The following is a 26,266-nucleotide window of genomic DNA, read 5'->3' as shown; positions in this document are numbered from 1 at the left end:
CGACAGATCAGGCAGTGAACAGATTGCCGTATTCGGTGCGCAGGGCGGCCTTTTGCACCTTGCCCATGGTGTTGCGGGGCAATTCGTCGATGACGATGATCTTTTTGGGTTGCTTGAATTTCGCCAGCTTGGCTGCAAGCTCGGCAATGATGCCCTCGGGGTTCGGCTCGACATCCTTGGCCCGCGCAATGACGGCCACAACACCTTCGCCAAAATCGGGATGCGGCACGCCGATCACCGCGCTTTCCAGCACACCCGGCATGTCGTCGATCAGCAGTTCAACCTCTTTCGGGTAGATATTGAACCCACCCGAGATGATCAGATCCTTGCCGCGCCCGACGATGGTCACATAGCCATCATCGTCGATCAGGCCCAGATCGCCTGTGGTGAACCAGCCATCCACGGCCAGCTCCTCGGCGGTTTTTTCCGGCATCTGCCAATAGCCCTGAAACACATTGGCACCCCGAACCTCGATCATGCCGATCTGACCTTGCGGCACTTCGACCCCTTCGCTGGTGACGCGCAATTCGACCCCTGGCAAGGGCGGCCCCACCGTGCCCGCGCGGCGATCGCCGTCATAGGGGTTCGAGGTGTTCATATTCGTTTCAGTCATGCCATAGCGTTCAAGAATGCGATGGCCGGTGCGGTCCTGAAAGGCGCGATGCGTTTCCGCCAGCAAGGGCGCACTGCCCGATGTGAACAGCCGCATCCGATCCACCAGTTCGGCCGTGAAATCGGGACGATCCAGCAGACGGGTGTAAAAGGTCGGAACGCCCATCATCGTGGTCGCCTTGGGCAACAGACCCACAATCTGCGCGGCATCGAATTTTGGCAGCCAGATCATTGCCCCGCTGGACAGCATGATGACATTCGATGCCACAAACAGTCCGTGAGTGTGAAAGATCGGCAGCGCATGCAGCAAAACATCGTCCGAGGTAAAGCGCCATGCATCAACCAGCGTGCGTGCATTCGACAGCAGATTGTCATGGCTTAGCATGGCGCCCTTGGACCGCCCCGTGGTGCCAGAGGTGTAAAGGATCGCGGCCAGATCGTTCCCATCACGGTCAACCGGCTGATGTTCGACCGGCTGGGCCTGTGCGGCATCCATAAAGCTGCCCTGCCCGTCAGGCCCCATGGTCCGCAAAGTCGCAGCCTGCGCCATGAATTGATCGCGCAGCACCTCTCGGGCCGGGTCGCAGATCACAAGGGTTGGCGTGGCATCGCCGATGAAATACGCGATCTCGGACGCCGTATAGGCCGTGTTCAGCGGTAGAAAGACGGCACCAATCCGCAGCGTGGCCAAATACAGCGCCAAAGCACTGGGCGATTTTTCAACCTGAACGGCGACGCGATCACCGGGCTTCACGCCAAGCGTTTCCAACTCATTCGCCATCTGGCCGGACAGGTCGTAAATCTGGCGATAGCTCAGGCTGCCGCCGTCGGGCAGGATCAGGAAATCGCGATCCGTTTCCTTGTTCATCTCCATCAAAGCATCAAAAAGCGTATTGGTCATTTTTTCCCGTCCGTCTTCTTTGTCGCAGCCTCGGTCTGGGTCTTGCGGGCAAGGTCCTGCAATCGTTTGGGCGCAGCGATAATTCCACGTTCCGTGAATTCGTCGTGCTGCGCCTCGATCCGTTTGCTGTCGTAAAGATAATTCACCATCATCCCAAGGCTTTGCTTCATGCCGCGCGGCGATGTATTCGCCCCTACGATCACGCGATGCGCTTCGGCCCCATTCCCCAGATGAAAGCGGGCGACAGGATCCAGCGGACGCCCCTTTGCGTCCTTGGCCAGCAGCAGATAGCGGGCGGTCTGCGCCGACAGTGCGGCGGGTTGCGGATCATCCAGCAGCGTCCTGACCGCCGCTTCGCCGGCATCGGCGCGCTGTTGCAGCCATGTCCGCAGGCCGGGAATGGGTGAAAGGGTGACAAAGGTCGTCAGGGTCGGCAGTTCGCGGGAAAGCTCGGCCACGACGTTCTTGATCAGCAGGTTACCAAAACTGATTCCGGCCAGTCCCGCCTGACAGTTCGAAATGGAATAGAACACGGCCGTGTCGACATCATTCGGCGACAAAGCGGCGCGCTTTTCGTCGATCAATGTCTGGACAGAATCGGGCAATCCGTCGGTCAACGCGACTTCGACGAAGATCAACGGCTCGTCCGGCATCGCGGGGTGCATGAAGGCATAGCAGCGACGGTCGGCGGGCAACACGCGGCGCTGGAGATCGTTGAAGTCGTGGATTTCGTGAACCGCTTCGTATTCAATCAGCTTTTCCAGCAAAAGCGCCGGACTGCGCCAGTCGATGCGGACCAGTTGCAGAAAGCCGCGATTGAACCATGATCGCAGCAGGTGGCGAAAATCGGCATCGACACGGGCGAAACCGGGAACGCGTCCCGTCAGGCGCAACAGGTCTGCCCGCATTCTGACCACTTGCACCGTGCCGCCCGGTGCCATGTTCAGCCGCCGCAGCAATTCCTGACGCGGTGGTTCCGCAGCGCGGGACAAGGCCTCCAACGCGTCTGGATCGCGGGCCTTCAGCCAGTCCTGCGCCGCCTGTGCCAATGCGTCGGCGGGGGGATCGAACCCGTCCCGAAGCCCGTCAAAAAACGCGCGCTTTCCCGAATCGTCCAATGCGTCATAACCATTCAGCACATCGGACGCCGCCACCATCACCCGTGGTTCAGAGTTGAGCCCCACCAGAAGACGCGCTTCTTCGATCAGAACATCCGGCGTTGGTGCGGGAGCCGCCCGGCCCCGCCGCCAGCCAGAGCTGACGACAAGGCTGCTGAGCCGGTCGTATATCTGCGCGGTCAATGTCACAATGCAGGCCCCATGATCAGGTTCGGCAGGAACAGGGCAATCTGCGGGAACAGCGCCAGCAGGATCATCCCAACCACCATCATACCAACGAATGGCATCGAACCGTAAAGGATATCGCGCAACGAAATCTGCGGCGCGATGCCGTTGATGACATAGAGGTTCAGGCCGACAGGTGGCGTGATCAGGCCGATCTCCATATTGATCGTCAGGATGACCGCGAACCAATAGGGGTCGAACCCTGCGGAATCGAGGATTGGCATCAGGATTGGCGCCGACATCAGGATGATCGCGACCGGCGGCAGGAAAAACCCTGCGATCAGCAGGAAGATGTTGATGATGATCAGCAACACCCACCGATTGACCTCTAATCCGGCAATCGCGCCCGCCACGGTCTGGGTGATGAACAGCGATGACAGGGCAAAGGCGAACAGCTCTGCCGCGCCGATGATCAGCATGATCATCACCGCTTCGCGGATCGTGTCGCGGAAGATCGTCACCATGGGTCCGGCGCGCCACATGCGATAGATGATGGCCACCAGCAGAATACAGATCAGCGCCCCCGTGCCCGCAGCCTCGGACGGGGTGGCGACGCCGCCGTAAAGCACGAACAGGATCGCCGCAACGATCAACAGGAATGGCAGGACGCGGGGCAGGTTTTCCAACCGCTCGGCCAGGGTAAAGCGGCGGGCGACATCGCCCACCGCGATCCCCTTACGCCAACAGTCAAACAGCGCCCATGCCATGAACAGCGCTGTCAGCATCAGCCCCGGCACAAGCCCGGCAAGGAACAGCCGCCCGATGCTGGTTTCTGTCGAAATGCCATAAACGATCATCGTGACAGAAGGCGGGATCAGGATGCCCAGCGTGCCGCCAGCGGCGATTGAGCCTGCAGCAAGGCTGTCTGGATAGCCACGCCTGGTCATTTCCGGGATGCCCATTTTGCCGATGGCCGCGCAGGTTGCAGGGCTGCTGCCCGACAGCGCCGCGAACAACGCGCAGGCCCCAATATTCGACATGACCATGCCGCCTGGAACGCGATACAGCCAACGGTCCAGCGCCTCATACAGGTCTTTGCCCGCTGGGCTGCTGGCAACAGCCGCGCCCATCAAGATGAACATCGGGACCGAGACCATGCCAAAATTGGCAAGCCCGGCGAAGAAGGTTTCCGACACGCCGTCGATCGCGGAAATGCCGTCGGTCAGGACCAGCGCCGCGATCGCCACAAAGCCAAGTGCGAACGCAATGGGCGTGCCTGCGGCCAGCAGCACAAGCATCGCGATCAAGACGATAGAACCTGCAATGGCTGGGGACATCAGACCGCTCCTTCAGGCTGGGCGTGGGTCAGGGTGACGATCATCTGCGCAATCAGCTGCAGCGCCATCAAGCCCATCGCAAACGGGATCGGCCAGAATGGTATCCACAACGGCAGCGCCCAGATCGTGTCGGTGGTCCAGCCGCGTGTTGCTGCCTGAAACAGGAAATGCGCCCCTGACCAGGCCATCGCGCCGACAAAGCCCAAGGAGGCAAGGCCCGAGATCAGCGCAAGGACACGGCGCAGCCCCGGCCCCGCGGCCTCGACCAGCAGATCGACGCCGACATGCCCTTTCAGCGACAGGACATAGGGTGCCCCCAGCATCATCGCGGCGGTTGTCGCATAGATCACGAATTCGGTCTGCCAGACTGTCGAGGCGCCAAGGAAGTAGCGCACGACGACCATCTGCGTCACGACCAGCACTGCCGCCAGCAGCAGCGCCATTGCAAAAACACCGCTGATACGCGCCAGCAGGTCAAGAAAGCGGATCACGCCGCGCATGTCGAAAGCCCCTGTGTGTTCCTGTCTGTTCAAGTATCGGGCGGGACGCCCAGACGCCCCGCCCCTTTCGCGATCAGTCAACGGCAAGCGCTTGATCAATCAGCTCTTTCCCGCCTTCGACATCTTCCGAGAACACCTTGTAGGACGTGTCCTGCGCGATCTGCAGCCAGGCGTCGTAGTTCTCTTTTGTCATTTCGGTGATTTCGACACCGGCTTGGGTGAACGTGTCGATCATCTTCTGATCCAGACCCGTTGCCTGTTGGGCAAACCAATCCTCGGCCCGTTGCCCGGCATCCATCAATGCCTGCTGCTGTTCGGGCGTCAGGCGGTCATAGACCTTTTTTGAAACGATCACCGGCTCGTACATGAACCAAAGGGCGTTTTCGCCCGGCGCGGTCAGGCATTTGGCCTGTTCAAACAACCGATAACTGACCATCGATCCAGATGAGGTATTGGCCGCATCCAGAACGCCTGTCTGCATCCCAGTATAAATCTCCGACGATGGCATCGAGGAAATCGAGGCCCCTGCCCCGACCAACATCTGTTCGAACGCCGGGCCTGCGGCACGGGTCACCTGCCCCGAGATCGTATCCGGTGCGGTGATGCAATTCTTCTTGCTGACAAAGCCACCGGCCAACCAGGCATTTGCAATGACTAGCGCGCCGTTATCTTCAACCAGCTTGTGAATCGACTCCATGAAGGGCGAATCGTTCAGACGCACCGCCCGTTCATGGTTCTGGACCAATCCAGGCATCAAGGTCACACTGAATTGCGGTACCCGACCAGCCGCATAGTCCAGCGGGAATGAGGTCAAATCCAACTGTCCGCTGGTCACCGCGCCCCATTGTTCACGGGCCTTGTAAAGCGATTCACCCGGATAGACGCGGATTTCCAGATCGACATTGGCGTCGGCAACGTCCTTGGCGATCATTTGCACCATCTCATCCCGCGCATCGCCTTTGCCGCCCGGAAACTGATGGCTTGCGCGTAAAACCTCGGCCCCGGCGGCCAATGGCATCGTCGCCGCGATCAACGCGGCGGTCATCATCTTGGTCATTATTTTTCCTCCCTGAGCGGCGCAAATTGCGCCGATGCCCCTGCCCGACTCTTTGGTCAGGACAGGAAAACTCCTCCGTCATGAATACTGTATCGACTTCTGTGTATACACAAGCGATAATTCTGAAGACGAAGAATGAGGCATGTGATGGGCAGCGTTGCAGACGATATCAGCGAAAAGCTGGAAAGTGAGATCGTCGAGGGCATCCTGCCGCCGGGCACGAGGCTGGAGGAACCGGCGCTTGCAGAACGATTCGGGGTATCCCGAACCCCCGTCAGGGAAGCATTGCAGCGCCTGGCCGCATCGGGGCTGGTGGAACTGAAGCCACGGCGCGGCACACAAGTCCTGAACCCCTCGACCGTTCGTATCGTCGAAATGTTCGAGGTGATGGCAGAGTTAGAGGCCGCCTGTGCCAGATTGTGCGCGCGCCGCGCAACACCCGAACTGATTGCGGAATTGCACGGTTGGCTGCGCAAATGCGAATCTGCGGTTCACGATGTATCCGCCTATTACGCCGCCAATCGCGGTTTCCACAGCGCCATCTATGCGGGTTCAGGCAACAGTTTCTTGACCGAACAGGCCGAACTGCTGCATCTGCGACTGACCCCGTTTCGCCGTCAACAGCTACGCGTTCCTCGGCGTTTACGGCAATCACTGGCCGAACATGCGATGATTGTGGCGGCCATCGAAGCGGGTGACGACGCGGCCGCGGCAATGGCGCAACGCGCCCATATTCTGATTCAGGGCGAACGTTTTACCGATTTCATGGCACAGTTGTCGCGGGGCGATGCGAAACTGCAGCCTCGTTCAAAATGACGATGCCGCTGGCAACGTCGCAGCTCGATCATCGGCTGGAAAATCAATGATCGCATCCGAAATCTGGCCACCACAGGGTCGTGTAGCGGCGGCCGCCGCACCAACCGCCCTCTTCTTCGCCCAGTGCCTTGGTGGTCAGCATCTTGGCACCATTCCCGCTGTCGAAATCTTCATTCGACAGCCTGCGCACCTGATTTTCGTCATTGGCAGCCGTGAAAATCCTAGCTCATGTTGCAGGTCAAAGCAGCGCTCTTTGCCAACAAGAGCTGTTTGACTATCTGACGGGCCGGAAATTCGCTCAATGAGACGCGTGTACCAGGTCGGGATCAGGACATATGAGCCGCCAACAAGCCCATCATTTCCGTGATGGGTTGCACAGCGTCGGCAACTGAATTTTCAGGATTGCGGTGGTACCCGAGGTCGGACTCGAACCGACATGACTTGCGTCGGCGGATTTTGAATCCGCTGCGTCTACCATTCCGCCACTCGGGCAACGGGGGTTGGAATAGCGGGGATTTCGACCCTCGGCAAGGTCCCAAATCATTTGCCGAGGCGATTTTCCGATAAGCCTGCGCGCAAATCAGGCGCGGCTGAATTTCGCCATCCGCGCATCACGCAAGCGCGCAAAATCATCGCCTGCGTGATAGGATGATCGGGTCAGCGGAGTTGCCGAAACCATCAGGAATCCCTTGCCATAGGCAGATTTTTCGTAGCCAGCGAATTCTTCTGGCGTGACGAAACGATCAACCCGATGGTGTTTGGGTGACGGCTGCAAATACTGACCGATGGTCATGAAGTCGATATCGGCTGCGCGCATGTCGTCCATGACCTGCAAGACGCCCTGACGATCCTCGCCCAGACCCACCATGATCCCCGATTTGGTGAACATCGTCGGGTCCAGTTCCTTGACCTTTTGCAGCAGGCGCAGACTGTGGAAATAACGCGCACCGGGACGAACAGTCGGGTAAAGGCCCGGAACCGTCTCAAGATTGTGGTTGAACACATCGGGACGCGCCTCGACCACAGTTTCCAATGCACCCGGCTTGGATTTCAGGAAATCCGGGGTCAACACCTCGATCGTGGATGAGGGTGAGCGGTGGCGAATCGCACGAATGGTCTGGGCGAAATGCTCTGCGCCGCCATCGTCCAGATCGTCGCGATCGACCGAGGTGATGACGACATGTTTCAGGCCCAGTTTCTGGACCGCATGCGCCACACGCCCCGGTTCAAACGCGTCCAACGTATCGGGGCGGCCCGTTGCGACGTTACAAAAGGTGCAACCACGGGTGCAAATCTCACCCATGATCATCATGGTCGCATGGCCTTGCGACCAGCATTCGCCGACATTTGGACAGCCGGCTTCTTCGCATACCGTGGACAGGCGATTTTCACGCATGATGTCACGGGTTTTCTTGTAGCCTTCCGAAATCGGAGCCTTCACACGAATCCAGGAAGGTTTCTTTGGCTGCTCCTGATCGGGCCGATGGGCCTTTTCGGGGTGTCGCTGGTCTGGCATCCGAAGATCGCGCAAGGTCATATCCTTTCGGTCGCGGTTCACTCGAAATTAATCAATAATTGCCGCTAAGGCAACGCGTTGCAGACGGCGTGCCCTGCATGGCTGCACACCGTCTGACGCAAAGGCTATTTGCGATTCTGTTTCCGCAGGCGGGCATTTCGAGCCCACATGTTCAACGCCTCGACAGTGGCCGAGAAGGCCATCGCGGCATAGACATAGCCTTTAGGCACATACACGCCGAACCCTTCTGCAATCAGGGTCGTCCCGATCAACAACAGGAAGGACAGGGCCAGCATCACGATGGTCGGGTTCTTTTCAATGAAATTCGCCAGCGGATTGGCTGCCAGAAGCATCACCGTCACTGCCGTGACAACAGCAACCACCATGATTTCAATATGCGGCGTCATGCCGACGGCGGTGATGATGCTGTCGATCGAAAAGACCAGGTCCAGCACAAGGATCTGGGCAATCACGCCGCCGAATGTGCTTGTTGCGGTCCCGACCATTGTATCTTCGTGATCGGTCGGATCGACGTGGTGGTGAATTTCCTTGGTCGCCTTCCAGACGAGGAACAGACCGCCAACGATCAGGATGATATCTTTCCAGGACAGCTCATTCCCAAGGATCGTGACGACGGGTTGAGTCAATTGAACAATCCACGCGACCGTCGCCAAAAGGCCAAGCCGCATGATCAGCGCCAAGCCAATCCCGATCTTACGCGCCCGTTCGCGTTGATGTTCGGGCAATTTGTTGGTCAAGATCGAGATGAAGATGAGGTTGTCGATGCCAAGCACGACCTCCATCACCATCAAGGTTGCAAGCGCCACCCATGCGGCGGGGTCGTTCATCAAGGCCAGTATACTGTCCATCGGTCCTTTTCCAAAATGACATCAGTCACATGGATATGGGATCACACTAAGATTCTGCAAACGGCAAATTGTGTTTCAGGAAGGTCGGTTCTTAACCAGCTCACGGCCCGTTTGACGCAGAACATCCACCAGTTCTTTGAACCAGCCATCACTTTCGGTTGACGAACGGCGCACCAAAAGCACATCTCGGGCCGGTTGCGGGTCGGGAAAGCGAATGGCCGTCAGGCCAGGTGCAGCCGCAGTTTCCTGTCGCAAGGCGATCTCCGGCAGAAAGGTCAGTCCCATGCCCTGCGCGGCCAATCGGCAAAGCGTCGACAACGATGCCGCCCCAAGGTCAAGCCGGCTGCTGCGGCGGTTCAGCCCACATACCTCAAGCGCCTGATCACCCAGACAGTGCCCTTCATCCAGCAAAAGAAGATTGCCCGGATCCAGGTCATGTGGCTCTAGCGCGCGGCCGCGGAGTTGGTCGATCCGCGCTTCGCTGCCAGCAAGCAAGAACTGATCGGTGAATAAAGGCTGCGCGACGATGTCGTGACGGTCAGGCGGAGACGCGATCACGGCGACGTCCAGACGCCCTGCGGAAAGCTCGTCCAGCAACCGGTCGGTCTGCGCCTCTCGCAAATGCAGATCGCGGCCGATGTCACTGGCGCGAAGAATCGGCAAGGCGCTTGGCAAAAGATAAGGGGCAACGGTTGGAATCATCCCCAACATCAACCGCCCCCCCTGTCCCGGGCGCCGCAAACCCTGCTCCAGCCCGGCCATCGATGCCATGACCTGTCGCGCATGATTTTCCAGGGCCCGACCCTGCGGCGTCAGCACGACACCAGCGGCGGTTCGTTCCACCAACCTTGTGCCGACCGCCTCTTCCAAGGCGCGTATCTGCATTGAAAGTGCAGGCTGGGTGACATGAATGACTTCGGCGGCACGGGTGAAATGCCCCTGCTCGGCCAAAGCCAGAAAATATCTAAGCTGACGTAGCGTGATATTCATAAGCTTAACTGATGATTGAGGGATACCAAAAGCAGTTAAAATTTATGCGTACAATTAAAATCGACACGCTGTCCAGCAAAATTAACTTTTCACAACTCAGGGTTTAATTATTTTTTGTTTTACTTATCAAATACATAACAAAAGAGGCGCCGCAGCGCCTCAACTCGTTACCTGATACCTGCTTATCCGATCAGTCTTGACCCACTTCCATACGTATCCTGATAGTGCCGAGCCAACCGCATCAACGCTAGACGAAGCACGATCTTGCCTGAACGCGCGGACCAGCCCAGGCGCTGTTCAGTCATTTCGATCCCCTCAAGAAAGCAGCAGACCCGCAAGATGATATCACCCATTCCAGGCCCCAGTTCCCGTAACGCACAAGCTACGCGATCACGCGCAGATTCCGATCCGCCCCGGTAGCCACCGCCATTTCGACTGACATCAATGCCCGAGGTCATGAAGCCATCCCAATTCTGGGTGACACGCGGCCCCATTTGGGCCAGTTCAAAATCCTCGCGCAGACGTTCGCCTGCGGCAACCATCTCTGGCGTCAAAAACGCTTCGCCCTTGCTGTCGCGGCGTCGCGCCAACAGAAGCAGCGGGCTTTCGGCGATGTTGACCCGCGTTTTGCGGCGCTGACCATCTTCGGGATCTTTCAGCACTCGGTGCTGCCAGACACGATGTTGTTCGGCAAAGCCATTCGTTTCCTCCACAGGCGTTGCATCGTCAAACGCCTCGGCCGGCGGCTGGACGCCACGCTGTTTGGACGGGTGCAGCATATCGCGCAATGCGGCCCGACCGGCCATCGAAATCACATAACGCTGGTAGCGTGACGGTCCGGGCACCAGAATGACCCAGTTCTTCAGCGCAATCGCTTCGGCCAAATGCCGATCCAGAACTGCAGTCGTGATTTCCTTTCGGGACACAATCGCCCTTGGCATTGCATCCATCACCACCATGATTGCAGATGGCTCGGCCAGTCGGCGCAAGATGCGCAATGCCTGCCTTTCGTCAAACTCGGGCTTTCGGCGCTGCGCTTCGGAGATCGCACGATCGACCAGCGGATCGTCGCGGCGGGCTTCAAACCGGCGAATACGGCGCAGGATGGTTGACGGATGGCAGCCCGCCTCTCTTGCGAGTGCACGGATCGAATGGCCATCCTCGATATGCCGCAGATACAATTTGGCATCTTCTGGCAGCAAGCCATGATCGGACTGTTCAGCTATAGAATAGTGATCCGCAGGGCAGCTTTCGGTCGCGAAATCACCGGTCAAAATTCTCATGGGGCGTCCTTGTCGGCCTTGGGTAGTCCGGCAGAAGACTACCGCATGGGTTGCGTTAATTCCGGTTAATTTCCGGGTGGTTTCTTCACATAGGGGCAACATTCCCTAACAAACCCTAAATATTTATTCGGTCAGCGTTCGCTGCAGACAGGGTTCAGGCAACACCCGTTTAGGTTGTGCCAAGTTGGCATCACACGCCTTTCAGGAGATCGCCCAGATGAGCTACATGCCAAACATCATCCAGTTCCAACCTCGCGTCATGACGTCCGGTCTGCGCCGCCCCCGGATGCTGATCCGGGCGGCCCGCGAGGGGCAATCGGGTTGGCGGCGTGAACGTGATCTTCCGCGTCTGTTGCGCAGCGACGGCTGCCCAAAACCCGGCACATGCCTGCAACGACTGCGGGCGGAAGAGGAAATGCAAAACGCCGCCCGGTTAGAGCGGCGCGCAGATTATGACCTGCACCGACATGTGTTGTTGATGATCGCTATTCTGGCTGAAATGCGCGCGGCCATTGCAACGGTTGCCGTCCCGGCTACACCTGCCAGGCAGGTCTGTCAGGCGGCCCATGAAGCCGCCCTTCAGGTTATCAATCCTAACGACCGCGGAACAACGAGCCCAGAACACCTCTGACCAGCGCCTGCCCGGATTTTGTTCCCAATTGACGGGCCAGGCTTTTCCCGAAGGTTTCCACAATGGTGTCGCTGCGACCGCTGCTGCTACGCTTTGGCTTTGCTTCGGCGCGTGGCTCGTAGCGCCGGGCGTTTTGGTATTCGTCCCGGTTCATATCAAACAGGTCGTCATTTGCCCTGGTCGTTTGGGTCGCTGCTGCCGTTTGTTTGGCCGCATCATCAGCACGCTTGGCCAATACCTCCATCGCGGATTCGCGGTTCAGTAGCTTGTCATATTTCACCCCCATGGAAGAGGCGTTCATCACCGCGCTGCGTTCTGCATCTGAAACAGGCCCCAGTCGGCTATACGGGGGGCGGATCAGTGTTCGCTGAACAATTCCCGGAACGCCTTTCGCCTCCAGAAGTGAGGTCACAGCCTCACCCGTTCCAACCTGTTGGATCGCCTCGGCCGTATTGAACGCGGGGTTTGGCCGGTAATTTTCTGCGGCCATGCGCAAAGCTTTCTGGTCCTTGGCGGTGAACGCGCGCAAGGCATGCTGCACCCGGTTTCCAAGCTGTCCCAGAATTTCTTCGGGAATGTCCGCAGGGTTTTGGCTGATAAACCAGACGCTGACACCTTTTGAGCGGATCAAGCGTGCGACTTGCTCAACCTTGTCGACCAACGCTTTGGGCGCGTCATCAAACAACAGGTGGGCTTCGTCGAAAAAAAACGCGATGCGCGGACGGTCGGGATCGCCAACCTCGGGCAGTTGTTCGAATAGCTCTGACAGCAACCATAGCAGGAAGGTTGCGTAGAGGCGGGGCGAATGCATCAGCCGGTCGGCAGCCAGAATATTAATCATCCCCCGCCCCGAACTGTCCTGACGCATGATGTCAGATAGTTCCAGCGCGGGTTCACCGAACAGTTTCAATCCGCCCTGATTCTCCAACACAAGCAAGGCGCGTTGAATTGCACCGACGCTGGCAGGGCTGACATTGCCATATTTCAGCGACAATTCGCTCGCATTCTGACCGACCCAAACCAGCATGGATTGCAAGTCTTGCAGATCCAGCAGCGCAAGCCCGTCTTCATCCGCGACCCGGAAAGCAATATTCATTACGCCTTCCTGCGCATCCGTCAGATCCAGCAGGCGCGACAGAAGCAGCGGCCCCATTTCGGCCGGAGTGGTGCGGACAGGATGCCCCTTTTCGCCCCAGACATCCCAGAACGTCACCGGAAAAGCCTGATAATCCAGATCAACGCCGATCTGCGTTGCCCGGGTCTGGAACGCTTCGGCCAGCTTAGGATTGTCACCGCCGGTCTGCGACAGGCCGGCAAGATCGCCTTTCACATCTGCAAGAAAGACCGGAACGCCGGCCAATGACAGGCTTTCCGCCAATGTCTGCAAGGTAACTGTCTTGCCCGTGCCCGTCGCCCCGGCAATCAAGCCGTGACGATTGCCGTATTTCAGCAGCAGATTTTGCGCGGTCGCATAATCCGTGCCAGCGCCGCCGACGAAAATCGTGTTTGCATCGTCATCAAGCACCTTTGCCATGACCTGGACCTCAACTTTGCTTTGATCATTTATCCGCGTCGCACAGTGCTGCGTGCGGCAGGAAAATACAATCTTAACCGCTTCATGTCAGTATTCGAATCGTCCGGGGATCGTTCAGGCGATCTGCGGACCTTCCTCCCTGTTGGACTGTCGCGCCTTCGGGCGCGGCTTTTTTCCGTAGGGGTGCCCATCAGCATAATTAATGTGATCGCATCAAACTAATTGAACAGTTGACGGATCACAGCAGCGCGATTAGCTTGCCCGCAATAAAGACCGGCCAGTCCGGCAGGGAGAGAACGCTGCAAATAGCGTTACGGGGCCGCAGCAGCGCTGCGGCCCTTTTTGTATGCATTATTAAATGTCTATCCAAACGGCTGTTGCTGCAAGAAAAGCCTTCGGCAAGGATATTGAACGCTTGCTTATCCCCGCAACCAGCGAAAGACTGCCAGCTTGTAAAGTGGTCAAGGCAAGGTGAAGACAGATGATACCGATGCCGCCTGACAAAGCAGATTGGACGTGTTAGGTCGCGTCAACGCATTGAGCAAAGGGAAGAAACAACCATGCCAATCAAACACTCGCAGGCGCTTATTGCAGCGCTGGCACTGATTGCCGCCCCGGCATTCGCGCAGGATGCCACACCCGAGGCAACCCCTGCCCCGACCCAGACCGAAGCACCGGCAGAAACGCCATCAGCTGAAACGCCCTCAGCTGAAACGCCCGCCACACCGGCACCGGCTGACGCCGCTCCGGCTGCCGATACTCCGGCAGCGACTGACGCAGGCGCAGCGCCTACGGCAGGAACGGCGCCTGCAGCAGGAACACCCGCGGCAGGAACCCCGGCAGCTGCCACCCCGGCAGACGCAGCCGAAACCGCTGCCACACAGGAAGAATCGCAAGTCGGTCAATATTACGCCAAATCGACCAATGGCGAATGGACCACCCGCTGCATTCGCACCGACCAGGGCAAAGACCCGTGCGAGCTGTATCAGTTGATGAAGGATGGCCAAGGAAACTCGGTCGCCGAAATGACGTTGATCCCGCTGAAAAATGGCGAGATTGCAGCCGGTGCAACGCTGATCGCCCCGCTGGAAACCGACCTGATCCAAGGTCTGGGACTGGGAATCGACAACGCACAACCGCGCGCTTACCCGTTCAGCTTCTGCGCCCCGGTTGGCTGTATTTCCCGCATGGGCTTCACCGCTGCAGAACTGTCGGCACTGAAGCGCGGCAATACCGCCAAAGTCTCGCTGCGCCCGTTCGGTGCGACATCGGAAGAACCGATCCAGCTGCAACTGTCGCTGTCGGGCTTCACCGCCGCCTTCGACGAATTGCAGGCATATGCCGACGCGCCAGCCCCCGAGGCCGCCCCGGCCGCTGAAGCGCCTGCCGCAGCAGCAGCCCCGGCTGAAGGCGAAGCAGCCCCGGCAGAATAATCTGCCAGCATCTGACAAAAAGGAAACCGCGCCCGAAAGGCGCGGTTTTTTCGTGTCTGCTTTTAGACGTCGTTAAATGCGGCGCAAGGCTATGACTGCGTTAAGGCCGCCAAAGGCAAAAGCGTTTGACAGGACGGCGTCTACCTTCGCGTCCCGCGCTTCATTCGGAACGACATCCAGCGCACATTCGGGGTCCTGTTCTTCATAGCCGATCGTCGGCGCAATCACCCCGTCGCGCAGCGCCATGATACAGGCCAGCAGTTCCACCGCCCCAGTTCCGCCAATGATATGGCCGTGCATTGCCTTGGTAGACGACATCATCAACTTATCGGCGTGATGGCCAAAAGCATGCGCGACAGCCGCGCATTCGGTTTTGTCATTCGCAGCCGTGCCGGTGCCGTGCGCATTGATATAATCAATATCCTCCGGGTTCAGACCGGCATCCTGCATTGCGCCACGGATCGCGCGTTCGGCGCCTTGCGCGGAAGGCATGACAATGTCCTGCGCGTCCGATGACATGGCAAAGCCCACCACCTCGGCCAGAATATCGGCGCCGCGAGCGCGTGCATTTTCGTAATCTTCGAAGACGAAAACCCCCGCACCTTCGCCCTGCACCATACCATTCCGGTTGGCGCTGAATGGACGGCAGGCGTCCTTGGACATGACGCGCAGACCTTCCCAGGCCTTAACGCCGCCAAAACACAACATCGCCTCGGATCCGCCGGTCAGCATCACCTTGGCTGCGCCAGACCGCACCATCTGGAAGGCAAGGCCCATGGCGTGATTGCTGCTGGCGCAGGCCGTCGCGACGGTAAAGGCCGGACCGCGCAGCCCATATTCCATCGAGACATGGCTTGCGGCGGCGTTATTCATCAGCTTCGGCACGACGAAGGGATGGACGCGGTTTTTCCCTTCCTCATAGACGGTCCGATAGTTTTCATCCCAGGTATTCAGGCCGCCTGCCGCCGTGCCCAGCACGACGCCGGATGACAGGCCAAGCACGCCCTCAAAGTTCAGACCAGATTGCGTGACGGCCTGTTTTGCTGCCAGAAGCGTGAACTGGGTGAATTTGTCGTAAAGCAGGATCTGCTGGCGATTGAAGTAATCTTCTGCGCGCCAGTTATGAACCTGTGCGCCGATCTGGATCGACAAGCGATCGACATCGCGAAAATCAAGCTGGCTGATCCCGCAACGCCCTTCACCAAACGCCTCCAGCGTGCTGGCGACATCGTGGCCAAGCGCATTGATCGTGCCCATCCCCGTAATGACCACACGGCGCAGGCCAGATTGCGTCGTCACCACATCAGAGCCGCCAGATCGTGTGGCCTCAGAGGTCTTCGACTTCTTCGAACTCATGCGGCGTTCTGCGCCACCAGCCGCTCGACAGCCGCGATGATGGTGCCCATGTTCGTAATATCGAATTCTGACTTTTCAGGCTCGTTTGCATTGAAGGGAATCGAAATGTCGAACTCTTCCTCGATCGCAAAGATGGAATCGACCAGGCCAAGGCTATCAATGCCCAGATCCTGTGGTGTCGCGTCATCGGTGACCTGGTCGGGTTCCAGCATGGCCTGTTCGGCAATGATTTCCCTGATGCGTGTCCTGACCATCATATCTATCCTCAAGTGTCTTTTTCCGTCTTTTCCAACAGTCGTGTAACAGTTTCTTGAAGTTTTGCCAGTTGTTGTGCGAAACGTGGCAGTCGCCGCATGGCTTTCTGGATTTCCATCTGCGTTTCCATTTTCACCGCAGGATGGCCCAAAATCACGCGCCCGGCCGGCACGCGGGTGAATATCTTGGATGCGCCGCCTGCAATGACATCATCGCCAATTTCGATATTGTCCGAAACGCCAACCTGCCCCGCCAGAACGACCCTATTGCCGATTTTGGTTGATCCGGCGATGCCAACCAGCCCGCACAGCAGGCAATCGTCACCAACAATGGTATTATGACCAACCTGAACAAGGTTGTCGATCTTGGTGCCAGAGCCGATTCGCGTTGCCCGAATCGTGCCGCGATCGATTGTGGCGTTTGCACCGACCTCGACATCATTCCCGATCTCGACCCCGCCAAGCGAGTGGATACGCGTGTAATGCTGTTCCCGGATATCCTCGCGGCTGCCCAAAGTGCGGCGAATTTCCTCGATTCCAGATTCCTCGGGCGTCACGAAGGAAAAGCCGTCACCGCCGATCGATGCCCCCGGTTGCAGGATCAGACGGTTGCCGGCGTGAACGCCATGCGCGATCCGCGACCCGGGATGCAGCACGATATCATCGCCAAGCGAGGAACCTCGCCCAATAGAAACATGTGACGCGATCCGTGCATTCGCGCCGACTTTCACATCTGCGCCGATCACGACAAAAGGACCAATTGCCGCGTTCGGCCCGATATGTGCGGTTGAATCGATAACGGCAGTCGGATGAATGCCGGGCGCTATTTCCGGCCCAGGATCAAATGCTTTCGTCAGTCCCGCCATAAGCAAGCGTGGCCGTGGCGCAAAGATTGCTGCCTTCAAGCCATAGGCTTCGGGGTCCATCCCCTCGGCCAGGATTGCCATGCTTCCCGGCTTCAGCGTGTCTGCATATTTCGGCGCCATGGCCATGGCTATCGTTCCGCCATCCGTGCCGACGGGTTCGGTCGCCGAAGGTTCAGCAGCACCCGTGACACGCAGACTGGTATCACCCCAACTTCGCGCATCCAGCGCGCGTGCCAAATCGCCAACAGTTACGGTCTGAGTGTCAGCCATGATCGTTCCCCTTACCTGGCTGGAGATCTAATCCCTTCGAACGATCAATTCCACCCCGCCTTCTGCAAAGCTGCCCACACAAGATCGTCACGGCCATAGACATCATTGTAGGTGCGGATCTGCCCGTTCTCATCTGGGAATGCAGTGAAATAAACCAGATGAACCGGGACATTCGGCTTTAGCGCCAGCCAGGTTTCCTTTTCGCTGTCCAGTGCCCGCTGGAACATCGCCTGCGGGTTTTCGGTTTGTTGGGACAAAAGCGCATAGGCCAGATCAAAAGGATCACCGATGCGGATACAGCCGTTCGACAGCGCGCGGTTACGCTGACCGAACAGATGCTTTGACGGCGTGTCGTGCAGATATATATTCCACGCATTCGGGAAGATGAATTTCACCAGCCCAAGCGCATTATCGGTGCCGGGTTTCTGTCGCAGACGATATGGGAAATTCGCGGCATTGAAGCGCGAAAAATCAATCTGGCCCCGCGGAATCACATTCCCATTGCGATCGACCACATCAAGATGACTGACCGCATTCCGGTTTGATTGCAGGCGCGGCAGATAATCACGCACAGCCATCGAGCGTGGCACATTCCAGCGCGGGTTGACGACGACATATTCCATCAGGTCCGAGAATTCCGGCGTCTCATAGTCCGGGCCAAGATTGCCGACGACGGTCCGGGTGCGGAAAACCTCTTGGCCGTTGTCAACGATTTTCGCTGAAAACTCGGGGATATTGACCCAGACATGGCGCGTATTCAGATCTTCGCCGGCCAGCCAGCGCATCCGCTCCAACGAGATGATCAGTGCCCGCGCCCGGCCATCATTGCCCAGATCGCCATTCAGATGCCGGATGGTGTTGGGGCCCGCGATCCCGTCAGAGGGCAATCCGACCGCCTCCTGATACCGCGCAACCGCCTGTGACAGCGCCTCATCATAGCGCAACGGGTCGGTCACTGGCGCGTTGAAACCTATGCTGTCCAATCTGGCACGCAGCAGTGACACCCCGTCGCCCTGCATGCCAACCCGCCAAAGGGCTTCGGGGGCACGCGGGATATCCGCAGGAACAGCAATGGTCTGACCACCAGACAACGCAGCCTGCAAGGCCAGATAGGCAGGATGCTTGGGTTGCAGATCCAGCAGGAAACGCTGCGGATCGGGCGAAGTGGCGAAATCCCTGATCAGTCTGTCAATGCGTGGGCGGTTGACCTCTCGTTTGATCGTCGGCGCGACCGACGTGGGACGCACGACCCCGCCCGTCATGTCGCGCATGTAACGCAACAGAATCGCCGCTTGCTGCACCTCGCTTTGCGCGTCCCGGGCATTGACCCGCAAATGCTCGGGTGTGTAACGCGCCACGGGAATGCCGTGTTCCGGCGCACCAGAGGTTGCGGTCAGCAAGGCCTGTCGCAGCACCTCGCCCCGTTCTCCGGTAAATATCGGCTTCAAATCGTTGCTGCCATAGAATGAGGCGAGATCAGGATTCTGGGCGGCAGCTTCTGCCAGTGCCATCTCGGTCGCCGAGAATTCCAGCCGGGGGGCAGCAGCCACAGTCACGCCGGGTTGCGATTGTGCCGCAGCCAATCCTGCAACCGACACGGTCGCAGCCCAAGCCAATGCCGCCACCTTACTAACACCAAACATGCCCGGACCCCTGTAATTTTAAGGTTTTATGCCACTATCGCACATTTCTGACCACCGATCACATCGGTCAAATCGAAGCCAGAAACACCCTGTGGCTTGAACGTCACAGGCCAAGACCATCTTGCAACAGACAAACGAATATCGGCGGATTTTCGCCAGTCTTTATGATATCAAGGAACCCGAGTGAAGAAACTGTTTCTGACCGTGTCTGGATTTGACATATTGTTTACCAGCCGGGGTTAAATTCGGCACGTCGCAACAATGGCGACAATAAAAAACGAAGCAGGACAGGCGATCTGACATGACAATGGACCTACTCTCCCGCCGGGGTGTCTTGGGCGTGTTTGCCGCGACAACCGTCGCAGCCGCACCGGTAATGGCCAACGCGTTCGGGTTTCTTCGCGGAGCAGGCGACATGCGGCGCGTCCGTATGTATTCTGGCAGAACCGGCGAAAGCATTGATACCGTGTATTGGGTCGATGGCAAATACATCCGCGAAGCTCTGAATGAAATCAACATCTTCATGCGTGACTGGCGGTCCGGCGAAGCCATCGGCATTGACCCTCGCGCGATTGATGTGGCCGCAGCCTCTCATCGGCTGTTGCAGACCAATGAGCCTTATATGATGCTGTCGGGCTATCGCTCGCCACGCACCAACGCGATGTTGCGCCGCAGTTCTTCGGGCGTCGCACGAAACTCGCTGCATATGGTTGGCAAAGCTGCTGATTTGCGTCTGAAATCCCGCTCTGTCGGGCAAATGTATAATGCTGCCATCTCTTGCCGGGCTGGCGGCGTCGGTAAATATTCGCGTTCAAACTTCGTCCATATGGATTGCGGGCCAGTCCGCAATTGGGGCGCATAAGTTTTAGCTGGTTGTAAGCACACTTATCGCTATACCTGCGACGCCGCCCGTTATATTGCGGGTGGCGCAGTGGTTTCCAGTATCCTGTTACTCCCGACATTTTTGCGCCTTGGGTCAATTTATTTCGCTTCCGGCGACAGTCGCGCCGGTGCCCGGTTCATTTCAATCCGGCGACCCATCCGAAGACAGGAATACTGCCATGGCAACCGTGCCGACACGCCGGTATCGCACAGCCAAAAGAATCCAGGAAACAGCTGTTGAATTGGCTGTCCAGAATGGCCTTGCCAACACCACAACCGAAGCCATCGCCCGAGAGGCCGGTATCAGCACGCGCAGCTTTTTCAACTATTATCCCTATAAGGAAGCGGCGATCATGGGGCCTTTGCCGCATTACCCGAAAGATGCGGCCGAAAAATTCGTCATATCTCGGGGGGTCTTGCTGGAAGATCTGAAAGTCCTGATCGCCACCCATCTGCGCCGCTTCGAAGCCGAACGTGACATGATCGCCCATATCCTGACGCTTGCGGCGGATGACCCCAAGCTTGACGCGCTGCGAGGCAGCGCGATTCTGGCGCGGCGGGTGGAAATGCGCGATCTGCTGACACGACGGATGCCTGCGGGCAAAGAAGTTCATATCGAAATTCTGTCAGCCTCGATCATCGCGACCACAAATATTGCGGTGCACCACTGGGCACAGCGCAAGATCGAAGACCTGGTCGGTGCCACTCATAAATATCTGGATATGATCGGGTCTTCTGCCACCCTGCTGGAAAAGCCCGCAAGCAATTAGGGCCCATCATCAATCACGGCCCTTCGCCACTCAAGGCCCTTCGCCGCTCAAGGATCGACCGTCAGCATCCTGCGGTAAAGATTGTTCAGGAAGGGCTCTGCCTCGGCATAGGGGTCATGCCCGGGACCCAGAACAGCATGGACCTGCGTTTCGAAATCGGCGTAATGCTGGGTCAGCGCCCAGATCGAAAAGATCAGATGGTGCGGGTCGGTGCGCCTGATCGCCCCGCGATTCATCCAATCGTTCAATATCGCCACTTTTGCGTCAATCAATGGCTTCAATTTTGTCGTCAGAATGTCGCGAAGCTGTGGTGCGCCCTCCAGAATTTCATGCGCGAACAATCTGCTTTCGTGCGGAAAATCTCTTGCCATACAAAGTTTTGCGCGAACATATTCAAGAAGTTCATTAAGCGGATCACCTGCCGGATCAAGCCTCCTCAGCGGTGCCAGCCAGGTTGCAAGCAATTGTTGCAACAAGGTCTGATAAATTTCATCCTTCGAGGTGAAGTAATACAAGACGTTCGGCTTGGACATACCGGCTGCCTCAGCGATTTGGTCGATTGTAGAGCCTTTGAACCCACCTGCCGAAAAAACCGTCAGGGCCGCCATCAGAATGGCATCGCGATTTTTCTGCTGGATGCGCGTAAAGCGCGTCTCTGCTTGATCAGGCATGACATTTCCAATCGTGGCATGAGCCAAATTTAGGCAGCGGCGAACTTCTGTCGTCTTGCCCAATCAGGGCGCTTGACTGGTAATAGGTCCGTGCTAGCCTGACTTTGACCGTCCGGTCAATAATCTGCAAGGTCGTCGGGATGATACGCATCCGCATCGCACTGTGTAACCCGCAATGAGAACATGACCTTACGACGATTCAGACGTGACGGAACAACGGCGTTAAGCGCCCCGGATGCAGCTTGCGTAGCGGGGTGGTGAACCCATCCAGCCAACCCCGCATCAAGATGGGGTGGTCAGACAGGAAGGATGAAAAATGACCGAGACAGACGGGTCAGTTTCGGCTGCGAACATGAAGGTCGACGGTGACCGTTTGTGGGACAGCCTGATGGAAATGGCCAAGATCGGGCCCGGCGTGGCGGGCGGGAACAACCGCCAGACGCTGACGGACGCTGACGCCGAAGGCCGTGCGCGTTTCAAGGAATGGTGCGAAGCGGCGGGCATGACCATGGCGTTGGACCGCATGGGCAACATGTTCATGCGCCATGAGGGCAACGAACCCGAACTGGACCCGGTTTATATCGGTAGCCATCTGGACACGCAGCCGACAGGCGGAAAATACGACGGTGTGTTGGGCGTGTTGGCGGGGTTAGAGGTCGTCCGCTCAATCCGCGACATGGGCATTCAGACGCGGCGCCCGATTGTCGTCGTGAACTGGACGAACGAAGAAGGCGCCCGTTTCGCCCCTGCGATGCTGGCCAGCGGCGTCTATGCCGGGATGCATACCGAAGATTACGCCAATGCCCGTGAAGATGCCGATGGCAAGAAATTCGGCGATGAGCTGGATCGTATCGGTTGGCGCGGCACCGAAGATGTGGGCGGTCGTCCGATGCACGCCATGTTTGAATACCACATCGAACAGGGTCCTATCCTTGAGGCCGAAGGAAAACAGATCGGCGTTGTGACGCATGGCCAGGGCCTGTGGTGGCTACAGGTTACCTTGACGGGCAAAGATGCGCATACCGGCAGCACGCCGATGAATATGCGGGTGAATGCCGGGCTGGGCATGGCGCGCATCATCGAGGCGGTGCACCGTATCGCCATGGACCATCAACCCGGGGCCGTGGGCGCTGTCGGTCAGGCGAATTTCTATCCCAACAGCCGCAACGTCATCCCCGGCAAGGCGGTGTTTACCATCGACTTTCGCAGCCCCGATCTGGGCAAGCTCACCTCGATGCGTGACCGATTGGAAGCCGAGGCTCCGCAGATCGCGGCCGATCTGGGGCTTGGCATAGAGATCGAACCTGTCGGTCATTTTGACCCCGTCACCTTTGATCCACAGCTGGTCGATATCGTCCGCAACACCGCCCAGAATCTGGGCTACAGCCATATGAACATCGTCTCGGGCGCGGGGCATGACGCCTGCTGGATCAACCGCGTGGCGCCGACGGTGATGATCATGTGCCCATGCGTGGACGGGCTGAGCCATAACGAGGCCGAGGAGATCAGCCCGGAATCGGCGACGGCGGGGGCGGATGTGCTGCTGCATGCGGTGCTGGATGTGGCGGAGGTGGTGCGGTGAAAGAATTCTTGCTTCGAGTTGCAACCGTTGTCGTCATTTTCTTCCTCTTTTATGCGACGCTCCTGAGCCTGATGTCGAACCCGTCGCCCAAATGGTTCGACTTTGTCAGTGCATTTCCAATTTTATATATATGTTACAGCGTGATGCGTGGTGGAACAGCACTTGAGCGCGCCCTAGATCAGCAGCGAGGTGGCATGGTGAGAGTGATCTCAAAAATAACATCCCGCGATAAGAAGGACTGATCCAATGACCACAGTCATCAAAAACGGCACCATCGTCACAGCCGATCTGACCTACAAGGCCGATGTGCTGATCGAGGACGGGAAAATCGCGGCGATCGGCGAGAACCTGACCGGCGACAAGGTGCTGGACGCGACCGGCTGCTACGTCATGCCGGGGGGTATCGACCCGCATACGCATCTGGAAATGCCCTTCATGGGCACCTATTCCGCCGACGATTTTGAATCCGGCACGCGGGCCGCGCTGGCGGGCGGCACCACGATGGTGGTGGATTTCGCCCTGCCCTCGCCCGGTCAGGGGCTGCTCGACGCGCTTCAGATGTGGGACAACAAGGTCGGGCGGGCGCATTGCGATTTTTCGTATCACATGGCGATCACCTGGTGGGGGCAGCAGGTCTTCGATGAAATGGAGGAGGTGGTCAAACGCGGCATCACCAGCTTCAAGCATTTCATGGCCTATAAGGGCGCCCTGATGGTGAATGACGACGAGCTGTTCGCCAGCTTCCGCCGCGTCGGCGATCTGGGCGGCATCGCGCTGGTCCATGCCGAAAACGGCGATGTGGTGGCCGAACTCTCGGCCCGGCTGCTGGCCGAGGGCAATACCGGTCCCGAAGCGCATGCCTATAGCCGTCCCCCGCAGGTCGAGGGCGAGGCGACGAACCGCGCCATCATGGTGGCCGACATGGCCGGCGTGCCGCTTTATGTCGTCCATACCTCCTGCGAGGACAGCCACGAGGCCATCCGCCGCGCCCGCGCCCAAGGTAAGCGGGTCTGGGGCGAGCCGCTGATCCAGCATCTGACGCTGGATGAAAGCGAATATTTCAACAAGGACTGGGACCATGCCGCCCGCCGCGTCATGTCCCCGCCCTTCCGCAACAAGCTGCATCAGGACAGCCTGTGGGCGGGGCTGCAATCGGGGTCGCTGTCGGTGGTGGCGACGGATCATTGCGCCTTTACCACCGATCAGAAACGCACCGGCATCGGCGATTTCACCAAGATCCCCAATGGCACCGGCGGCCTTGAGGACCGGATGCCGATGCTGTGGACGCATGGGGTGAATACCGGGCGGCTGACCCCGAACGAATTCGTGGCCGTCACCTCGACCAATATCGCCAAGATCCTGAACATGTATCCGAAGAAGGGCGCGGTGCTGGTTGGTTCCGACGCCGATCTGGTGGTCTGGGACCCCGAAGCCGAGAAGGTGATCGCGGCCGATACGCAACAATCCTCCATTGATTACAACGTCTTCGAGGGTCAGCATGTAAAGGGCCTGCCGCGCTTCACGCTGACGCGCGGTGTGGTCGCCGTGACCGAGGGGAAGGTCGATAGCCGCGAAGGCCATGGCGAGTTCGTGGCGCGCGAGCCGAGGGGGACGGTGAACCGGGCGCTGTCGGCATGGAAGGAACTGACCGCGCCGAGGCCGGTGGAGCGATCCGGCATTCCGGCGACGGGGGTGTGAGACGCGTCAGATGCGCAAGCCCGGCCTCGCCCCGCTCTTTGAAACGCATGCCTCCAGCTATGGACTGGGGCGCGGCTTCTTCAAGGGCGTCGCGATGACGGCGGTGCTGACACCGGTTCTGATCGCATGTTTCCTAAGTATCGGAATAGTCGTGACAGGCGAGATCCGCGCCGCGTTTGGAGGTTTTGCGTTGATCACCCTTTATGGTCTGATTCTGTCGGCGATATTGCTGGTCATTTTAGCGATACCGATCTTCATGACCTGGGGGATAACCTATCGCCTGTCTCGCGCCCTTGGCCTGCGGGTCCTGAATGCTGCCAGGCTAAGCGTAATGACAATAGCGGCAGTCATCGCAGCCCTGTTCCCGATCGCCACCGCCGTCTGGCGGGGCAGCGCCTTGATTACCGGCTCATTCCCGCCGTCAATGCTGTTCATGATCTGGATCGCGCTTTGCTCAATCGGATTGGTGATGGCACAATTATACTTTCATGGCGATGAGGCAGCATGAAGCCAAATAAAACCGGTGACAGCGGGGGGCGAAGCGTCATCACCGCCCGGAACATCGACCTGACCTTCCAGACCGCCGATGGCCCCGTCCATGCGCTGAAGGATGTGAACCTGACCATCAATCAGGGCGATTTCGTCAGCTTCATCGGGCCTTCGGGCTGCGGCAAGACCACCTTCTTGCGCACCATCGCGGCGCTGGAGACGCCGACCGGAGGCAATCTGACCGTCAACGGGATGAGCCCGGATGAAGCGCGGAAGGCCCGCGCCTATGGCTATGTCTTTCAGGCTCCGGGTCTTTATCCGTGGCGGACGATTTCGGGGAATATCTCGCTTCCGCTGGAAATCATGGGATTTTCCAAAGCCGACAGACAGCAGCGGATTGAGCGGGTGTTGGAACTGGTCGATCTGGCGGGCTTTGGCGGCAAATACCCGTGGCAACTGTCGGGTGGGATGCAGCAACGCGCCAGCATCGCCCGTGCCTTGGCCTTTGACGCCGATATCCTGCTGATGGACGAACCCTTCGGCGCGCTGGATGAAATCGTCCGTGACCGGCTGAACGAAGCATTGTTGGAACTGTGGAAGAAGACGCAGAAGACCATCGGTTTTGTTACGCATTCCATTCCTGAAGCGGTCTACCTGTCGACGAAGATCGTCGTCATGTCGCCCCGTCCCGGCCGCATAACGAAGATCATCAACAGCCCCCTGCCCGCTGAGCGTCCGTTGGAAATCCGCGACACGCCGGACTTCATCGCGCTGGCTCATGAAGTGCGCGAAGGGCTGCGAGAGGGGCATGGCGATGATTAGCCACGCGGTCCTGTTACGCCGGCGCACGCAACTGCACCCTTCCGGAATGGTCAGCCTGCACATTCTGTCCGCGTGGTGGAAAGGATGTGCCGTCTGTGCCGCAGACACCATCCGGCGCGATACCAAACCGGGATTTTCTGCAGGGACCGCGATGACGACGTTGTTCGTGGATCTGTCTGTCGTTCGTTCAAGGCGGGGACG

The 26,266-nt window shown here is 58.4% G+C and carries 26 protein-coding genes and 1 tRNA gene; 10 read left to right on the top strand and 17 right to left on the bottom strand.

Features of this window, described 5'->3' with window-relative positions; translation table 11 throughout:
- Positions 1 to 7 precede the first annotated feature (7 nt).
- From H4P12_RS03425 to dctP, 5 genes are all read right to left on the bottom strand, one after another.
- Positions 8 to 1,513, bottom strand: a complete 1,506-nt coding sequence (locus tag H4P12_RS03425) for a malonate--CoA ligase (RefSeq protein ID WP_187792177.1) — start codon at positions 1,511 to 1,513, stop codon at positions 8 to 10.
- The gene (locus H4P12_RS03420) at positions 1,510 to 2,820 is read right to left on the bottom strand and encodes a malonyl-CoA decarboxylase (RefSeq protein WP_425498195.1); all 1,311 of its coding nucleotides are present in this window, start codon (positions 2,818 to 2,820) and stop codon (positions 1,510 to 1,512) included. The genes H4P12_RS03425 and H4P12_RS03420 overlap by 4 nt, the downstream gene beginning before the upstream one ends.
- Positions 2,817 to 4,133, bottom strand: coding sequence for a TRAP transporter large permease (locus tag H4P12_RS03415; RefSeq protein ID WP_187792176.1), 1,317 nt, complete (start codon positions 4,131 to 4,133; stop codon positions 2,817 to 2,819). The genes H4P12_RS03420 and H4P12_RS03415 overlap by 4 nt, the downstream gene beginning before the upstream one ends.
- Positions 4,133 to 4,633 carry a TRAP transporter small permease gene (locus H4P12_RS03410; protein WP_187792175.1) on the bottom strand — a complete coding sequence of 167 codons (501 nt, stop codon included), beginning with the start codon at positions 4,631 to 4,633 and terminating at the stop codon, positions 4,133 to 4,135. Before H4P12_RS03410 ends, H4P12_RS03415 begins: the two co-directional genes overlap by 1 nt.
- A gap of 73 nt (positions 4,634 to 4,706) precedes the next feature.
- Positions 4,707 to 5,690: a TRAP transporter substrate-binding protein DctP gene (dctP, locus tag H4P12_RS03405; RefSeq protein ID WP_223115670.1), complete on the bottom strand. Its 984-nt coding sequence runs from the start codon at positions 5,688 to 5,690 to the stop codon at positions 4,707 to 4,709.
- 147 nt (positions 5,691 to 5,837) lie between these two features.
- Between dctP and H4P12_RS03400 the strand changes: the two genes are divergently transcribed.
- Positions 5,838 to 6,506 (top strand): GntR family transcriptional regulator, encoded by a 669-nt coding sequence (locus tag H4P12_RS03400; RefSeq protein WP_187792174.1) that lies wholly within the window; start codon positions 5,838 to 5,840, stop codon positions 6,504 to 6,506.
- A gap of 43 nt (positions 6,507 to 6,549) precedes the next feature.
- Here H4P12_RS03400 and H4P12_RS03395 read toward each other — a convergent pair whose 3' ends face one another.
- The 6 genes from H4P12_RS03395 to H4P12_RS03370 form a co-directional block, all read right to left on the bottom strand.
- On the bottom strand, positions 6,550 to 6,696 hold the full coding sequence (locus H4P12_RS03395; protein WP_187792173.1) for a hypothetical protein: 147 nt from the start codon (positions 6,694 to 6,696) through the stop codon (positions 6,550 to 6,552).
- A 218-nt stretch (positions 6,697 to 6,914) separates the two neighbouring features.
- A tRNA-Leu gene (locus tag H4P12_RS03390) sits at positions 6,915 to 6,998 on the bottom strand.
- An 88-nt stretch (positions 6,999 to 7,086) separates the two neighbouring features.
- A complete protein-coding gene (gene lipA / locus H4P12_RS03385) occupies positions 7,087 to 8,043 on the bottom strand; it encodes a lipoyl synthase (protein ID WP_187792172.1) in 957 nt (318 codons plus the stop codon).
- Between the two features lie 104 nt (positions 8,044 to 8,147).
- The gene (locus tag H4P12_RS03380) at positions 8,148 to 8,891 is read right to left on the bottom strand and encodes a TerC family protein (RefSeq protein ID WP_187792171.1); all 744 of its coding nucleotides are present in this window, start codon (positions 8,889 to 8,891) and stop codon (positions 8,148 to 8,150) included.
- A 75-nt stretch (positions 8,892 to 8,966) separates the two neighbouring features.
- The gene (locus tag H4P12_RS03375) at positions 8,967 to 9,881 is read right to left on the bottom strand and encodes a hydrogen peroxide-inducible genes activator (protein ID WP_187792170.1); all 915 of its coding nucleotides are present in this window, start codon (positions 9,879 to 9,881) and stop codon (positions 8,967 to 8,969) included.
- Between the two features lie 182 nt (positions 9,882 to 10,063).
- Complete coding sequence (locus tag H4P12_RS03370; protein WP_187792169.1) at positions 10,064 to 11,164, bottom strand: DUF6456 domain-containing protein; 1,101 nt, start codon at positions 11,162 to 11,164, stop codon at positions 10,064 to 10,066.
- Between the two features lie 217 nt (positions 11,165 to 11,381).
- Between H4P12_RS03370 and H4P12_RS03365 the strand changes: the two genes are divergently transcribed.
- Positions 11,382 to 11,795, top strand: coding sequence for a DUF6477 family protein (locus tag H4P12_RS03365; RefSeq protein ID WP_187792168.1), 414 nt, complete (start codon positions 11,382 to 11,384; stop codon positions 11,793 to 11,795).
- On the opposite strand, the gene H4P12_RS03360 is transcribed toward H4P12_RS03365, so the two are convergent.
- Entirely contained in the window at positions 11,758 to 13,329 is a 1,572-nt protein-coding gene (locus H4P12_RS03360; RefSeq protein WP_187792167.1) for a helicase HerA-like domain-containing protein, read from the bottom strand. The two genes, H4P12_RS03365 and H4P12_RS03360, sit on opposite strands and share 38 nt — an antisense overlap.
- A 560-nt stretch (positions 13,330 to 13,889) precedes the next feature.
- Between H4P12_RS03360 and H4P12_RS03355 the strand changes: the two genes are divergently transcribed.
- Positions 13,890 to 14,762: an invasion associated locus B family protein gene (locus H4P12_RS03355; RefSeq protein WP_187792166.1), complete on the top strand. Its 873-nt coding sequence runs from the start codon at positions 13,890 to 13,892 to the stop codon at positions 14,760 to 14,762.
- Between the two features lie 72 nt (positions 14,763 to 14,834).
- On the opposite strand, the gene H4P12_RS03350 is transcribed toward H4P12_RS03355, so the two are convergent.
- From H4P12_RS03350 to H4P12_RS03335, 4 genes are all read right to left on the bottom strand, one after another.
- Positions 14,835 to 16,043: a beta-ketoacyl-[acyl-carrier-protein] synthase family protein gene (locus H4P12_RS03350; RefSeq protein ID WP_187792467.1), complete on the bottom strand. Its 1,209-nt coding sequence runs from the start codon at positions 16,041 to 16,043 to the stop codon at positions 14,835 to 14,837.
- 71 nt (positions 16,044 to 16,114) lie between these two features.
- Positions 16,115 to 16,375, bottom strand: coding sequence for an acyl carrier protein (locus tag H4P12_RS03345; protein ID WP_187792165.1), 261 nt, complete (start codon positions 16,373 to 16,375; stop codon positions 16,115 to 16,117).
- An 8-nt stretch (positions 16,376 to 16,383) separates the two neighbouring features.
- Positions 16,384 to 17,508 carry a UDP-3-O-(3-hydroxymyristoyl)glucosamine N-acyltransferase gene (gene lpxD / locus H4P12_RS03340; RefSeq protein WP_187792164.1) on the bottom strand — a complete coding sequence of 375 codons (1,125 nt, stop codon included), beginning with the start codon at positions 17,506 to 17,508 and terminating at the stop codon, positions 16,384 to 16,386.
- Between the two features lie 44 nt (positions 17,509 to 17,552).
- Positions 17,553 to 19,151: a L,D-transpeptidase family protein gene (locus H4P12_RS03335; RefSeq protein ID WP_187792163.1), complete on the bottom strand. Its 1,599-nt coding sequence runs from the start codon at positions 19,149 to 19,151 to the stop codon at positions 17,553 to 17,555.
- 301 nt (positions 19,152 to 19,452) lie between these two features.
- On the opposite strand from H4P12_RS03335, the gene mepK reads away from it, so the two are divergent.
- Together mepK and H4P12_RS03325 are read left to right on the top strand one after the other, a co-directional pair.
- Positions 19,453 to 20,013 (top strand): peptidoglycan L,D-endopeptidase MepK, encoded by a 561-nt coding sequence (gene mepK, locus H4P12_RS03330; protein ID WP_187792162.1) that lies wholly within the window; start codon positions 19,453 to 19,455, stop codon positions 20,011 to 20,013.
- Positions 20,014 to 20,212: 199 nt separating this feature from the next.
- Positions 20,213 to 20,803, top strand: coding sequence for a TetR/AcrR family transcriptional regulator (locus H4P12_RS03325; RefSeq protein WP_187792161.1), 591 nt, complete (start codon positions 20,213 to 20,215; stop codon positions 20,801 to 20,803).
- A gap of 47 nt (positions 20,804 to 20,850) precedes the next feature.
- Here H4P12_RS03325 and H4P12_RS03320 read toward each other — a convergent pair whose 3' ends face one another.
- Positions 20,851 to 21,474: a TetR family transcriptional regulator C-terminal domain-containing protein gene (locus H4P12_RS03320; RefSeq protein WP_187792160.1), complete on the bottom strand. Its 624-nt coding sequence runs from the start codon at positions 21,472 to 21,474 to the stop codon at positions 20,851 to 20,853.
- 316 nt (positions 21,475 to 21,790) lie between these two features.
- Here H4P12_RS03320 and H4P12_RS03315 point away from each other — a divergent pair, with 316 nt between their 5' ends.
- From H4P12_RS03315 to H4P12_RS03295, 5 genes are read left to right on the top strand one after another with little or no spacing between them, the layout of a single operon-like run.
- Complete coding sequence (locus tag H4P12_RS03315) at positions 21,791 to 23,056, top strand: Zn-dependent hydrolase (protein ID WP_187792159.1); 1,266 nt, start codon at positions 21,791 to 21,793, stop codon at positions 23,054 to 23,056.
- A complete protein-coding gene (locus tag H4P12_RS03310) occupies positions 23,053 to 23,298 on the top strand; it encodes a hypothetical protein (protein WP_187792158.1) in 246 nt (81 codons plus the stop codon). Before H4P12_RS03315 ends, H4P12_RS03310 begins: the two co-directional genes overlap by 4 nt.
- A gap of 4 nt (positions 23,299 to 23,302) precedes the next feature.
- A complete protein-coding gene (hydA, locus tag H4P12_RS03305; RefSeq protein WP_187792157.1) occupies positions 23,303 to 24,754 on the top strand; it encodes a dihydropyrimidinase in 1,452 nt (483 codons plus the stop codon).
- Between the two features lie 10 nt (positions 24,755 to 24,764).
- Entirely contained in the window at positions 24,765 to 25,262 is a 498-nt protein-coding gene (locus H4P12_RS03300) for a hypothetical protein (protein WP_187792156.1), read from the top strand.
- The gene (locus tag H4P12_RS03295; RefSeq protein WP_187792155.1) at positions 25,259 to 26,065 is read left to right on the top strand and encodes an ABC transporter ATP-binding protein; all 807 of its coding nucleotides are present in this window, start codon (positions 25,259 to 25,261) and stop codon (positions 26,063 to 26,065) included. Before H4P12_RS03300 ends, H4P12_RS03295 begins: the two co-directional genes overlap by 4 nt.
- Positions 26,066 to 26,266: the final 201 nt, after the last annotated feature.

Origin of the sequence: Paracoccus amoyensis (assembly GCF_014490725.1) — a bacterium.
GTDB classification, from domain to species: Bacteria; Pseudomonadota; Alphaproteobacteria; order Rhodobacterales; family Rhodobacteraceae; genus Paracoccus; species Paracoccus amoyensis.
Note: the sequence above shows the minus strand (reverse complement) of the source record. Positions and strands in the feature narration are given on the sequence as shown.

Coding starts and splice junctions, on each gene's coding strand:
- H4P12_RS03425 (WP_187792177.1), bottom strand. CDS start 1,513: ATGACCAATACGCTTTTTGATGCTTTGATGGAGATGAACAAGGAAACG.
- H4P12_RS03415 (WP_187792176.1), bottom strand. CDS start 4,133: ATGTCCCCAGCCATTGCAGGTTCTATCGTCTTGATCGCGATGCTTGTG.
- H4P12_RS03410 (WP_187792175.1), bottom strand. CDS start 4,633: ATGCGCGGCGTGATCCGCTTTCTTGACCTGCTGGCGCGTATCAGCGGT.
- dctP (WP_223115670.1), bottom strand. CDS start 5,690: ATGACCAAGATGATGACCGCCGCGTTGATCGCGGCGACGATGCCATTG.
- H4P12_RS03400 (WP_187792174.1), top strand. CDS start 5,838: ATGGGCAGCGTTGCAGACGATATCAGCGAAAAGCTGGAAAGTGAGATC.
- lipA (WP_187792172.1), bottom strand. CDS start 8,043: ATGACCTTGCGCGATCTTCGGATGCCAGACCAGCGACACCCCGAAAAG.
- H4P12_RS03380 (WP_187792171.1), bottom strand. CDS start 8,891: ATGGACAGTATACTGGCCTTGATGAACGACCCCGCCGCATGGGTGGCG.
- H4P12_RS03375 (WP_187792170.1), bottom strand. CDS start 9,881: ATGAATATCACGCTACGTCAGCTTAGATATTTTCTGGCTTTGGCCGAG.
- H4P12_RS03370 (WP_187792169.1), bottom strand. CDS start 11,164: ATGAGAATTTTGACCGGTGATTTCGCGACCGAAAGCTGCCCTGCGGAT.
- H4P12_RS03365 (WP_187792168.1), top strand. CDS start 11,382: ATGAGCTACATGCCAAACATCATCCAGTTCCAACCTCGCGTCATGACG.
- H4P12_RS03360 (WP_187792167.1), bottom strand. CDS start 13,329: ATGGCAAAGGTGCTTGATGACGATGCAAACACGATTTTCGTCGGCGGC.
- H4P12_RS03355 (WP_187792166.1), top strand. CDS start 13,890: ATGCCAATCAAACACTCGCAGGCGCTTATTGCAGCGCTGGCACTGATT.
- H4P12_RS03345 (WP_187792165.1), bottom strand. CDS start 16,375: ATGATGGTCAGGACACGCATCAGGGAAATCATTGCCGAACAGGCCATG.
- lpxD (WP_187792164.1), bottom strand. CDS start 17,508: ATGGCTGACACTCAGACCGTAACTGTTGGCGATTTGGCACGCGCGCTG.
- H4P12_RS03335 (WP_187792163.1), bottom strand. CDS start 19,151: ATGTTTGGTGTTAGTAAGGTGGCGGCATTGGCTTGGGCTGCGACCGTG.
- mepK (WP_187792162.1), top strand. CDS start 19,453: ATGACAATGGACCTACTCTCCCGCCGGGGTGTCTTGGGCGTGTTTGCC.
- H4P12_RS03325 (WP_187792161.1), top strand. CDS start 20,213: ATGGCAACCGTGCCGACACGCCGGTATCGCACAGCCAAAAGAATCCAG.
- H4P12_RS03320 (WP_187792160.1), bottom strand. CDS start 21,474: ATGCCTGATCAAGCAGAGACGCGCTTTACGCGCATCCAGCAGAAAAAT.
- H4P12_RS03315 (WP_187792159.1), top strand. CDS start 21,791: ATGACCGAGACAGACGGGTCAGTTTCGGCTGCGAACATGAAGGTCGAC.
- hydA (WP_187792157.1), top strand. CDS start 23,303: ATGACCACAGTCATCAAAAACGGCACCATCGTCACAGCCGATCTGACC.
- H4P12_RS03300 (WP_187792156.1), top strand. CDS start 24,765: ATGCGCAAGCCCGGCCTCGCCCCGCTCTTTGAAACGCATGCCTCCAGC.
- H4P12_RS03295 (WP_187792155.1), top strand. CDS start 25,259: ATGAAGCCAAATAAAACCGGTGACAGCGGGGGGCGAAGCGTCATCACC.